This window comes from Haloglomus halophilum (assembly GCF_024298885.1).
GTDB lineage: Archaea > Halobacteriota > Halobacteria > Halobacteriales > Haloarculaceae > Haloglomus > Haloglomus halophilum.
The window spans coordinates 3281746-3294706 of sequence record NZ_CP101166.1; the positions used below are offsets into that span (position 1 = coordinate 3281746).

Sequence of the window (12961 nt, forward strand, 5' to 3'; positions counted from 1 at the left end):
CACGAGCGGGGAGCGAAGCCAGCTACTGCGGCCACGGATGCTCGATGAGTACGCCACACCCAACGTCGGCATGATCATGTACGGCTTTTTCTGGGTGAAATACGGCCTCTGGCTCAAAGCACAGGGGCTGGATCCCACAGCGCAGTCGGAGCTCCTACTGTGGGTGGAGCAGTCTGATGGATCGATCGAACCAGCCGCTGGAGCCCTCTATTATTCACTCTTGCTGGTGTATGCGAATGAATCGGCGAGCAATATCCCGGGGCGAAATATCACCAAAGGCTGGATCTTTGCGAAACAACCCTCCGGGGTCGATCACTATGCAACGGCGGTCCGGAAACTGGACGCGCTAGCGGATGCGCCAGCCAGTGTCGATGGGGAAGCGTTCGTCGAGGCGGTGATCGCCCCCTGGCTTCGGACTCGGTGTGAAGAGGCAGACATCGATCTCGCAGCACGTTTTGAGGCCGAACTAGCGCCGGCAGTGCAGGCAGAGTACGAAACTGAGCAGGCTCGATTCGAGGCGTCTCTGGCGGCGTTTACGACAGTGCTTGGGGAGATCTTCAACGCGAATCAATCGTTGCACGAGGGGCATAACACCACCCCGATCGACCAGCCATTCGATATCTCGAACATGCTGTGGGCGGCCGCCGCGCCCGAGGGCACAGCACTGGCAAACGACACGGTCCAGATCACTCAGGCCGATGTGACGGCCCTCTTTTCGTTGCTTGAGCAATTCGAACAGGGGCGCCGAATGCTGCATTCGTTCATCTTCTTCGGCTATCTCGGGGCGGACCACACCGATGCAGATACGGTCCGGGAGATCTTCGCGCTCTGCCGGGCGCAACCGACGGCACTCATCGAGGGAGCTGCGACGCACTATTCGTATACCTTCGATCCACAGATCAGCGAAGAGATCATCGAGACGAGCTTTGTCTATGAGGTAAACTACATCCTGGCCGAAGCGGAGACGATCGCCCGGAAGCTCCTTGCAGAGCACTCCCAGCAGATCTCGCTCCAAGCTGTCGAGGAGTTTTTCGAGGAACGCCGCGGTGACCTGCCGATTGATCAATATGAACGATTCGTCGCTTGGCAAGCGCCAGTCGAAACGTATCTCCCGTGGCTGATCGAGCGATATGCGGACACAGGGGAGGATGAGGATGTCGTCGCAGTGCTTGAGATCCTCGAGCGAGGCGTAGCCGAAGGCCGGTCACCAGCAGCGCTGCTCATTGACCTGCTCACGGATCGTGGTGTTCTGGAGCCGTTCGAGTTCGCGCCAGAGACATACAAGGTGCTTCGGTCCCCGTCAACTGAATCGTCGGCGACATTCTACGGCGTCGGGTCAATGGAAGACTACGCAGCAGAACTCATGGAGGCCACCCATGAGTGAATCGGCCCCGTCGATCCTCGGCGCGATTGAGGAGGAGTTTCAGGATGACCTCCAGACAGAGCGGTTTTCCCAATATCTCTTCCTGACGTGGAGTGTCGACGCAGACTACCTGCGGGGATTCGCTGCCGATGACGAGGTCGTCATTTGTGGACCAGACAGCGTCGGGGAAACAGTCGAAGGCCTTGACCAGCCGAATCTCTCCTGGGAGTATCTCGACTCACATGCAAAATGCTACCTCATGTGGGGCGAAGACCGGCTTCGCTGTTGGGTGGGGTCGTTCAATCTCACGCCGAGCGCGCTGCGAGATACTCTGGAATGGGCTGTCGTTCAGGAAGCGCCGTTGGACACGTCGCTGTCGCTGGAGGAGCTCCAGGATGGAACCTGTGACCCAGCTGCGGTCACGACAGATAGCCTCCTCCAGCAAGTCCTGGCACTTGTCATGGGGGTCCTCACCGCCTCAGAACCGACGCTTGCGACCGACTATCGCAACACCGCTCGTGAGGCGGGGCCGATCGCCCTCACGAACGGTGCAACTCCCGGGCCAAACGGCCTGCATGCAGCTGTTGAGACTGCATTGGACCGTGCCGACGGAGCGGTCTCCCTGACCTACTACACCCCGTTCGTGAATCAATCCGGCGTCGAGTTCCTTGCTGAGGCCGTCCCTGAACAGATCCCGCCTGACGAGCGCCACATTCAGATTCGGACCTGTCGAATCACCGAAGTCGATAGTCAGTCGACGTATTTGAGCCAGGAGGAACTCGACGCGCTGGATCACACCTACGGATCAGTCGATCTCCAAGCACGAGCCTCGGGGACGGCTGGTGAGACACTCCCCGGCAATGAGACACTTCGCTCTGGCTTTGCGCATTTCAAGCTGCTCCTGCTCTCCTATACCGATCACCAGGGCGAGGATCACACAGAGCTCCTGTTTACCTCGGCAAACCTGACTGCCAATGCCTGGCGGCCAGGTGCCACCCAGCTCGAATTCGGGCTGTGGGTCCGAGATCCAACCGTCGCAGCCCCCCTCGCCGAGTTCTTTGGGACTCAACTGAGCCGGTGTTACTCACGGCCGAACCAGACTGACTTCGATACGGTTGAGCGGCTTGAATCGATGACGGATCTGCTTACGGAGTCGTCGATCCTGGATCGCCTGACAGACCGACTGCGGGTCGAAAAGCGAGGCATCGTCGTTGACTGGGCATCGACTGAGCCGACGCTCTCAACGTTCGAAGCGACGATCTTCCTTCGAGAGGTGGCCGGCACCGACACGCGGCACGAACCAACGACGCTTGTCCGGGAGGGGACTGAATTCGTGAGTGACTTCGACCCCGGTGAGCTTGACCCGGGCTGGGTGATCGATCGGATTCAGCTCGCCGTAACCACCCGCTGCCGGCCGATCGAGTATACCCTCTCGGATCGTGGACTGGACGAACTGGTGACACCCGGGTCGATCGACGAAACACGCCAGGCTGTGACTGCTGAGTTGGAGACGCGGGAGATCACGGCGGCTGAAATCGTGGTGAATGACGAGCACATCATCCGAGGAGCGGCTGGTGAATGGCCCTCCGTGCCGGAGATCGACACACTGCGAATCAGACAGGAATTCGATGGCGAGCCGCGCGTGTTTCGGCCCACTGTTGTGGCCCCAGCACAGCCACACCTCCCCGACGCGCCCATTGCAGCGAGTTCTGCATCGGCGATTGAGACCGACCGGTTTGGCGGGCTCTGCCAAATCACGATCACGCCTGTCGAGGGGATCCAGCTGGACTATGACATGCTCGTGTTCACCAGCGAGGAAACTGGTGCCATTGACTGGCTCGGCTATGCGGCCACGGACCAGGGACTCACGTATTTCGTCGACAGTTCGGTCGCCGGCGAGACCGTCACGGCGACGCTAAAAGAGCCATACGCAGCGTATTATGACGAGGCTCCCCGGCAGGTGACCGTGGAGTGTCCCCCGGAGATCTCGTCCACAGCTACGCAATTACGCACCCTGCATCGGGATCCCACCTATCAATTCTCCCACCACCCCCGTCTTTCCGAGGCGGGCACTGACACCGACACTGCCGAGGCGTATATCACACCTGGGGTCCCCGTTGGGATTACACCGCCACCGGAGATTGCGGCGCTCAACGAGCAGGATGCCATTCAGCTGGGGGCTGACTGGAACCGGCGCGGCGGCACGTACGCCCCGCCGACACGGATGTCGCTCGAGGAGACGATCACACCGGTAAGTGCCCACAGCCGGATCGTCTATCGTGGCTCCCTCACAACCGAGCTTGCAGGCCACGCAGTCACCTTCCATACACCGCCGAATGAGTTCCAGGTCAATCAGCAGGTCTTCGCGAGCGGCGCCACGCCTGACTCACGGGCTGTCTCTGCGATCGATCTCGATGCGCTCAGCGCGGATGCCCACGCGAATTGGCTCGCGTTCGAGGCCGATGAGATCCTTCGGCCGAGTGTCGTGTTGGGGCCAGACCGCTCGATCGAGATGCGCGTCACAGTCGGCGATGACCGCTACGACACGTCACAGCGGTATCCCGTCTATAGTGGTGAGCAGCTATTCTTGATTCCGCTGTTTGGGCGCCATCTCGATGTCGGGGACACAACCCGACTGCTCCTGCAGTGCTCGATCGCGAATGGGCCAGCAACCTATGGTTCGGCCGCGCTCAGCACGGAGCTCTCATATGATCGACAATCGAACGGCCTCCAGCAGCTCATCACCGATTCGACTGGCAAGCGGCGACAAGCCGTCCCGATTGCCGATCAGCCAGGCACGAAACTGCCCAGCCTTGATCGCTATCGAGACTTCATTCATGGAAACGACTTAGAGAGTTATCTCGAGGCGAATCCCGCATTCCGAGTCGATGAGCGAACGGCGACGACGCTCGTAATTGAAGCGCTCGACACCACGGTCCTGCATCTCGGACCGTATCCGACGGGGTAGTGCTCGTACGGCGTGGACCCAGATAGCGGCGCCGGGAGTATGGAGTGGCTCTCCGACAGCAGCCGGGCCACTGCGCGATGATAAGCGGTGAGTGACTCGATGGGAAGCCTCCGGCTATGGGCTCGAGGAATAGCTTTATATCTTCCAGGAATATCTATCGTCAATAAAATGCGGCGAACAACGACGGTCTCAACGTTTGTCGACCCGGACGCCGATGAGACCGAATGTCATGAGTTCGGCGAGATGATTCAGATCGCCGACGATGAGTTAGTGTTCGACGCCATCGTTCGGCACTACCAGAATGTGCATGATATGTTGACGGGAGATGGAGAGTAACGACCAGTGAACCCCAATTGCTTGACCGTCCTCGAGAGTATGGGGAAAGCGTGCTGTAACAAGAAGCTCAGAAGGGGATCAACGCTACAGATGTTCATCAATTCGATCAGCCCTATCGAGGCGTCCACTTCCCGATTATCCAGTTCTGACTTGCCACTTCGCTTTTCCCCATTGACTACTAGAGGATGATAATGGGTCTACGGGGGGACACGAAATTGGAGGTGTCATCTAACGATCAAGTAATCAGTCCTAGCACCTACTGGGACTGGAGTGATGGCCGGCATCTGAAGAGATTATCTGTCAATGGAGTACTATCACCGGATTCTGCACGGGGGAACCTGTGAGAGAGACCAGCGAGTCGAGTGCGCCAGGTAGCGTCCCCACTAGTACGGATCTGAAGGCTGTCTTCAGGAACCACTACCGCCATTTCAAGGAAACGAGCGGGGAAGTGGCATACCAACAGCTGCAGGATGAAGCATCCATACGGCGACAGTACTCAGGCCGGGTTCTGTATGAACTGCTCCAGAATGCCCTCGATCGTGCCGATTCGACGGTACGGGTACGAGTTATCGGAGGGGAAGACGCAGACCACCAGCCCGCGCTCGTAGTGACGAATGACGGCGACCCTCTGCGCGCAGATCCAGAGTATGACTATCAGGATCCACCTGAGACTTCGGATGGGAAGCGACCCGATTTCAATGCTCTCTGCACCCTGCACGTGTCGAATAAGTCACCTGAGGAGAGCGTCGGCAACAAGGGGGTTGGATTCCGATCGGTATTTTCGCTCGGCGACCATGTCCGTGTTTGGAGTCGATTCGCCGACGAGCCAGGGTGGTGGGGCCTGGAGATGCACTCACCGATCAGTAGTGCGACCTGGAAGAGCCGGATGGAGACAGCCGCTGTTGGGGAGGGATTCCGAGAGTTACTGGAACTACCTGAAGTACTGCTCGAAGATGGTGAGAAACGTCCGAGCTTTCATTTCCCGCTCCCGATCTATTCGGAGAATTCTCCGGCCCCGATCGCTGGACTCGACGATGTTGAAACTGCTGTTGTAGTTCCCATCCGGGACGAACACTACCAGTCCCTGATCGATTCCATCCAACAGTTCGAATCAAGCCATCTCCTCTTTGTCGGACTGTTCCCTGACCGACGCAACCTCGACGTGCAGTTCGAGACACCAGATGATGCGTTCCGGCGGGGGACTTGGCCAGAAACCTCGACCGCAGAGGCCGATGAGGGATGGTCGCTTACTCACTGGCAATCCCCGGAGCTGTACTCGCTGGCCGCACAGGCTGAACATGAGCTGTCAGCACCGGGTGCAGCAGTCGCTTGGCCCCCAGAGCGGGGGCCACAGCAGCGCGCAGCCTGTTCCCGGAGTGGACAGATATATGGGTATTTGCCTACGCTGGTCGACGGGCCGTTCGGAGTAGATCTCCACGGTGACTTTCAGTTACGGACTGATCGGACGGGACTGAAACTGGATGATGACCTTGTCGGGGACTACAATACAGCGCTATTGGAGGCGGCTGCTGAGCTGCACCTGCTGAAACTTCTGCAGCACGTCCACACGAAAGGTATCCAGGCGCCCGAAATTGAGCCAGCAACGATCGATTGGAAATGGGTTGACTGTGAAACTGCGCAGAGTGCTGGTGGTTCAGCAGATGAGACACTCAGAGCAGACCTCTGGAGGTTTCTGAACCCCCATTCCGGGACCTCTGCCGCCGCAAAGGTAGCAATCGAACACGTCGCGTCACTGCTATTCAAGGATGCCCACAGCCGGACATCGGATCGGTACGATCGATGGGCGGCATTAGCGGATTCATATTTCTCATCTCGGGACCGCTGGCCTATCGAGACGTACAACGAATTCTGGCGTGCCTCGAAAGGCTGGGTTGATCGCTTCGCTACCTATAGTGACAGTAGCCAGAATTGGCGAAAGACTGCGACGGCCCTTTGTAATGCTCTTCGAGAGCACGGAGTCCACGTCGCTCCCGTGACTGAACGGCGTAATCCTGGCGCCGAAGTGGAGGTGCCAGCCGTGCTGCTGGCACCACAAGGGAGTACCGTGGCAGAAGGTGGGGGAGCACAGCGGCACTCTGAGACCCTATTCATCCGTGATACTGATACTGCGTCATTTACACTTCCAACAGCACTTCGTGAAGCCGATCGTGCAGTCACGGCGTTCGAGTTCCCGTCGGCATTCAAAAACCGACCTCCACAACCGCTTGGCGCCAGTAGATTCAGGCGATGGGAGGTGCTCGCAGAGCTTCGGCAGCTCCCGGATTCGCTGGATGGAGGGAGATACGAGCCGTTAGCCTCCGACCCGGAAGTAGCTGCAGAACAGCAGCGCGGCCTGATCCGATTCGCCGCGGACCTGTATCGTGCCGACTTCGGCGGGAATAGCAACCCGCCCGCAGACGTAGATGGATACAAGACAGGGTGGCGGGTTCTCGAAGGAAAGCTCTATCCCCAGGATGCGCGGAGGGCCGGGCGTTCGATTGCGACGTTATTCCTCCCCACGGAGAATAACCAGTGGGCACCGGCACGGCAACTGTCCCGAGAGGAAATCGACGATCACCGGCTGGGAACTCTTCCCGATTCGATCGATATCGATGACTTCCTCCAGTTCCTTGGAGTCGCCCCTGAAACGCCGGCTGACGCGCCGAAACTGACCCTTATTGAAGGGGGCGAACGAGGGAAGGTCGCGCCACGAGACGCCCCACCGGCATTAGCAGCGGCCGGTCAGGGTGGAGGGAAACGGCCTACGCTTGGACAGCTTCCGGCTACTGATCGAACGCACACAACCTATACAGCAGACCAGTGGCGTGCGGGAATCCGAGCAGCGTGGGATGACTGGCTGGCACCACTGGTCGCCGCAGAACAGGCCGCCAGAGAGACCGGGGAGCAAGCGATCAGAACGGACCTCCTTGAGGCGCTACAAACGCGACCGTGGTATCCTGTTGGAACGGATGAAACGGAGGCACGGCCGCCAAAAGTAGGCAACGAGGGAGGTGGTCGGATTGAACCGAACCGGCTGACGATCGTATCACGCCGGCAGCAACAGTTCCCTGCGGTTCTCTGGACCGTGCCGCGCGACTCCGATGATACAGAGTTGCTTGAGGCTCTCGGAGCCATCCCGGGGACTGACGAGGACACGCTCAGTCAGGATGGGGCAGCCCCTGCAATCCACCTCCTGAGCCAACTCCGGGAACTCAATCTCGACGTCGTCCAGAGAACACCGATGGCAAGGCAGGGGCTTATCAGTCTCTTCAATCGGCTTCTCAATACGATCGCCCGCGAATCCGCTGACGAATCACCGACCACTGGGCTACCCTTGTTGACGTATGCACCGACGCACGAATCGATAGCCCTCGAAGAGCGGCAGCTCGAATGGGTCGACTCTGATCACGGTGACGCGTGGCTTCCCACGAATAACGCGACTCGTGAGCGAATTCGCCGACATTTCCCGGACGTCCGCCTCATCACGGCAGTTGTCGGCTCGGGAACTATCTCCGGATTTGCACCGTTATCGGATCGCGGAGTCGAGGTCATCCCGACTGTCCGCCGTGACGAAGTTGTCGACAAGGACGGAGAATCAACGCTCGTTACAGAGTTTGCCGAGGTACTGGAGCCCGCAATTCCGTACTTGTTGGCGGTAGCCGGGACAACCCATCAGATAAACGTCGATCCGACGAAGGCAGCTCGACGATGGCGGCAGGCAGACGTGCAGCACGTGCACGATGCATGGATCGAATTCCAGGTTGAGCTGGGTCGCGAGACTCGAACTGCAACCCGCTTCCGGAGCATGTACAATGATGCGTTTTTCCGGAGTCAGAGGCCCCCAGCAATTATCTTTGATACGCCCCCTGGTCAGCATGAACTCCCACCATTGGCCGAGTTTGGCGAGCCACTGGCACGGTTGCTGCTCGATGATGACAGCCAGAGCGCTGGGTCACTATTTGCGAGGATGCTAGGCGACTACGAGCGAGCTCGCGGCGAGGAGGGCGACGGCGAAGGGCGCCTCCAACGATTTACTGAGCGAAAAGATGCGATGAGCCTCGTTGAACCGTATCGCCGACTCTTCAAGCCACTTGATGAAGCTGAAGAAGCTGACCTTCGCCGCCAAGTCACAGAGGCACTTGATGAGTTAGGGCTCGAGCTCCGTGATGACTCGATGAGCCTTACCAAGCTCTGTAATTTGGGGCCGGACGACATCGAAGCGCCACATGCATCATCGAGCCTCACAGAGAATCGCATCAACCAGGCGTTCCAAGAACTCGAACTCAGCGAGACCCAAGACTCGTTTCGGCCGCAGTTCTCATGTAAGCAGAAGCATCTGGCTGAGTGGCACTCCTGGTTCGACCAAATCAAGGATCGACTTCTCCCATACCTACTCCATCTCCACAAATCCGACGGGAAAGAGGATACCGATCAATCCGATCTCGCTGAAGATCTCGAGGTGTACGTTCGAGATCGACGGTGTCCACGTCTTGCCTTCGATCCAGAGGGGGCAGTTGTTGAGTGGTTGAAGAGCGAACCAATTCCAAACGAGGAACTTCCGACCCAGGAGATGCTCCTGGATGAGGTTAGTGAGTACTCTCCCCTGTACGACCCCGTCGAGAGGATCGACTCAGCAGAAGATCTGGAATGGGATCAGCCAAGGTTGGCCGATTCAGGGCCATCAGAAGACGAAACAGGAACTGTCGACACGTCCGATGTCGCCAGCAGGATGCACGCACAGAGCGCCGTTGGAGAGGAAGCAGAACAAGCCGCACTGAAGAAGGTGACAACGGAAACAGCAACCTGTCTTGAGACAGCTCAGGAAGAGGGCAGAGTTGAGCAAGCCTGGGCAAAGCTGGAGGCTGCGATTCCGTCGAATGGGGCGACAGCAAAAAGCCTGAAACGGGGCCGGCAAGGGTGGGAGGAAAGTCGTGATTTAGATGCCCTCGCAGATGGATTACATATCTCGAATGTTTGGGATGGTGCTGGCTACGATCTCCTCGGACTGGAGTCGGACGGAGATGAAATCATGGCCGTTCGGTACGAGATCAAGGCCCTGCCAGGGCAAACAGAGAGAGAAGATACGGTAAAGGTCCACCTTTCGGGGAATCAAATTGCGGTCTATCAGAGTGTCTGCCTCGACAAAGCTGCTGGCACGAATCGCCGATACCAGGGAGACTGGAAGCTGGTCGGTGTCGAACCGGACGGTCGAGCGGTTGACCTAACGGTCCATCTTGACGGCCTGCCAGAGCTAATCGGCCAACTCCAGACAGAAGGCTTCGATCATGACGGGGTTGTGGTGTTCGTTGACCGGAGCCACTGACCCTGGCACGCCTCTCAGAACATCCTTCGTAGTGTGGCTGGCAACACCTCACTGGCCATCGCCAACTGGGAGGGTGAGACACCAGCCAGCCAGCTCCGGTGCGAGCGAGATAACCTTTCCACGGCGCTCGAGTTCGGCCATTCGCTGCTCTTTACGCGATTCAAGCTGGTCGAGGCGCTGGCGCTGATTCCGGATGGAAATATCCATGTCCTGGCCACTGGCGGCTTGTGACTGGTAGTCCTCGATGAACGCCTCAATGCGCTCGCGTTCAGCGGCGGCATAGGCCTCGAGGTCACTCCGTTTCTGCTCGATATCAACCAACCGACGCTCGCGGATCTCGGCGCGGCTGGCATCGATGACGTTGGCGAGATACTGCTCGGCCGCAGTCTCAAGCCGGTCGCGATCCGTGAGGAGCTGCCGAACCGTCGCACCGTCGGGCATAGCATGGACGCTCTCGGCCTGTAGTACCTGCTCACCCACCGGGCGCTGTGGGTTGGCCTGTGCCTGGTCGACGAATACGGGAATCCGCTCTTCGCGAATCAGCTCACCGGTCCCGTCTTCGAATCCCGCACGATAGACGAACGTGATCCCCGGCTGCTCGACGCTGGGGACGAGCTTCAGACCAAGTCGCCCCTGATCGTCGGCGAGGAGTCGCTCGCGGAGCTGCCGGACCAGCTGATCATCGGGCGAGAGATGCTCGATCCCCTCGTGGTCCATAGCGAACTCGCGATCGAAGGTGACCGGGCCACGTTCGGTCGCCGATCCGGATGCACTGAACGACGCCGGCAAATGGGCGGTATAGAGCTGATTGCCCGTCTTCTCGAGGCGGCCTTCGAATGACTCGAGCCCACGCTCCACGAACCGACGGATATCAGCGGGCGTCCCGAAGACGTCGGCGGAATCGTCGATCACCTCCTGAATGCGCCGGCGGCTCTCCGCGTCGAACGTGCTCGGGTCGATAAGGCTCCGTTCGTACCACTCCATCAGTGTCTGCTCGCGCTCGGCGAGCAGCTCCTCGAGCTCATCGGCGGTCGCCTCGGGCGGCTCGTCGTTCCGGACCGAGCGCATGATGAGCCCATCCAGGTCGACATCGTCGAGCATGCCGAGGACGTCCGCCGTCGAGCCGACCTTCGACCGAATCGCCTCGACCTTCTCTTGGAGTAGCTCGAAGATCTCGTTCTCCCGGGTGCCGTCAAACTGGAAGTTCCACACCTTCACCTCTTGATCTTGCCCGTAGCGATGGATACGGCCGATCCGCTGCTCGAGGCGGTTGGGATTCCACGGCAGCTCGTAGTTGATCATGATGTGGCAGCTGTGCTGGAGGTCAATCCCTTCGCTTGCGGCATCCGTCGCGAGCAAGAGTCGTTCCTCGCCATGATTGAACGCATCCTCGATGGCCTGGCGCTCGTCTTTCGGGACGTCCCCATGGATGACGAGGATCTCATCAGCCCAGGGTTGATCGGCGAGTTCCCCGCGCAGGTACTCCAGCGTATCGCGGTACTCGGTGAACAGTAGCAGCTTCTCCTCGGGATGCTCGTCGAACAGCTGCTGGATATACCGTTTCACCTTCCGAGCCTTCGTATCGACCGGGAGGTCCTCGGCAAGAGCGACGAGGTCCTGTAGCGTATCGATCTCCCGCTGGAGCTCCGCATCGCCCTCGGTGACGGTGAGCCGCTCGAGTTCGTGCTCGGCAGCTTCGCGGTCGTCTTCTTCGAGATCTTCACCATCGAGGTAGGCCCGGGCATCCTGGCTTAGATCGCCATCGGCGCCCCCTTGCTCCAGCAGGGCGCGCAGGCGCCGGCGAAGCGTTTCACGAATGGCGCCGACGCTGGAGACCAGCCGCTTTTGCATCAGTGCCATCGCGAAGCCGACTGCAGGTTTGTTGAGCTCCGCGGAGCGGTTGTACACCTCCTGGACGTACTCGGTCACGCCGTCATACAGTTCCTGCTCGGCCGGTGACATCGATACCGGAACGGTCTGGACATCACGGTCGGGGAAGATCCGCTCGCCATCATCATCGTAGATAGTGGTCTTTCCCCGACGGATCATCACCCGATCCACGGTCTCCCGGGTGAGGTCCTGGTCCTCGGCGACGAGGAACGGGTCGACGTACGAGATCAGCGAGCGAAAGCCCTCACCCTTGCCGTCGTGGGGTGTCGCACTCAACAGCAGCAGTGACTCTGAGTTCTGGACAACCCGTTCGGCCATCCGGGCGGTCTTCGAGCTGTCGTCGCCCCGGCCGGCGGCCTTGTGGGCCTCGTCGACGATGACGATGTCCCAGAAGGCCTCCTCGAGGGCGGGCTGGAACTCGTCCTGCCGGAGGAAGGCCATGCTCGTGACGAGCTGCAGGTCGTCCTGCGCCCAGATGTTGGCCGCCTCGCCGAGCCGTCGGCGCTCGCCCTCGACCCACGCCCGGTCAGCAACGGTCAGGTCGATGCCGAAGAAGCGGTCCATGTCCCGGATCCACTTCTTCTGCAGGTGGGCGGGGACGACGAACAGGACGCCCTCAGCGCGGTTCCGCGCCCGGAGCTCTTTGAGTATCAGCCCGGCTTCGATGGTCTTGCCCAGCCCAACGTCATCGGCGATGAGGTAGCGCTGTCGCAGTGACTGCATCACCTCGTTCACACAATCCAGCTGGTAGGGCTCCAACCGGACCAGCGAGTTCGAGATCGAGAGGAGCTGGCCCTGCTCGTGGGCGATGGTGAGATTCAGGGCCTCCATCCGGAGGTCGAACCGGTCGGCGGCGACGGCCTCGTGGCGTGGGTGGAGTTCCTCGGCCTGTGCGACCAGCGTATCGGCCTGATCGGTCACCGGCTCGACGGTCACGTCAGCCAGTGAGACCGTCTTCACGCCAGTGTCTTCGATATACGCCCGGAGGTAGTCGATATCGCCGACGCTGTACGTGCGGATGACCTCCGCCGGCTGACCGTCGATGCGGACCTGCTGGCCCGGTTCGAGGTCCATCACCATG

At 59.6% G+C, this 12961-nt stretch carries 5 protein-coding genes; 4 read left to right on the forward strand and 1 reads right to left on the reverse strand.

What is annotated here, in order from left to right; genetic code table 11:
- The first annotated feature begins 37 nt into the window (after positions 1–37).
- The 4 genes from NL114_RS16030 to NL114_RS16045 all read left to right on the forward strand — a co-directional run bounded on the left by NL114_RS16030 (position 38) and on the right by NL114_RS16045 (position 9990).
- A complete protein-coding gene (locus NL114_RS16030) occupies positions 38–1384 on the forward strand; it encodes a hypothetical protein (RefSeq protein WP_254821920.1) in 1347 nt (448 codons plus the stop codon).
- On the forward strand, positions 1377–4331 hold the full coding sequence (locus NL114_RS16035) for a phospholipase D family protein (protein ID WP_254821921.1): 2955 nt from the start codon (positions 1377–1379) through the stop codon (positions 4329–4331). Before NL114_RS16030 ends, NL114_RS16035 begins: the two co-directional genes overlap by 8 nt.
- 168 nt (positions 4332–4499) lie before the next feature.
- Entirely contained in the window at positions 4500–4667 is a 168-nt protein-coding gene (locus NL114_RS16040; protein ID WP_254821922.1) for a hypothetical protein, read from the forward strand.
- Positions 4668–5007: 340 nt separating this feature from the next.
- A complete protein-coding gene (locus NL114_RS16045) occupies positions 5008–9990 on the forward strand; it encodes a sacsin N-terminal ATP-binding-like domain-containing protein (RefSeq protein WP_254821923.1) in 4983 nt (1660 codons plus the stop codon).
- Positions 9991–10038: 48 nt separating this feature from the next.
- On the opposite strand, the gene NL114_RS16050 is transcribed toward NL114_RS16045, so the two are convergent.
- Positions 10039–12960, reverse strand: coding sequence for a helicase-related protein (locus tag NL114_RS16050; RefSeq protein WP_254821924.1), 2922 nt, complete (start codon positions 12958–12960; stop codon positions 10039–10041).
- Between the last annotated feature and the right edge of the window lies 1 nt (position 12961).

Coding starts and splice junctions, on each gene's coding strand:
- NL114_RS16030 (WP_254821920.1), top strand. CDS start 38: ATGCTCGATGAGTACGCCACACCCAACGTCGGCATGATCATGTACGGC.
- NL114_RS16035 (WP_254821921.1), top strand. CDS start 1,377: ATGAGTGAATCGGCCCCGTCGATCCTCGGCGCGATTGAGGAGGAGTTT.
- NL114_RS16040 (WP_254821922.1), top strand. CDS start 4,500: ATGCGGCGAACAACGACGGTCTCAACGTTTGTCGACCCGGACGCCGAT.
- NL114_RS16050 (WP_254821924.1), bottom strand. CDS start 12,960: ATGGTGATGGACCTCGAACCGGGCCAGCAGGTCCGCATCGACGGTCAG.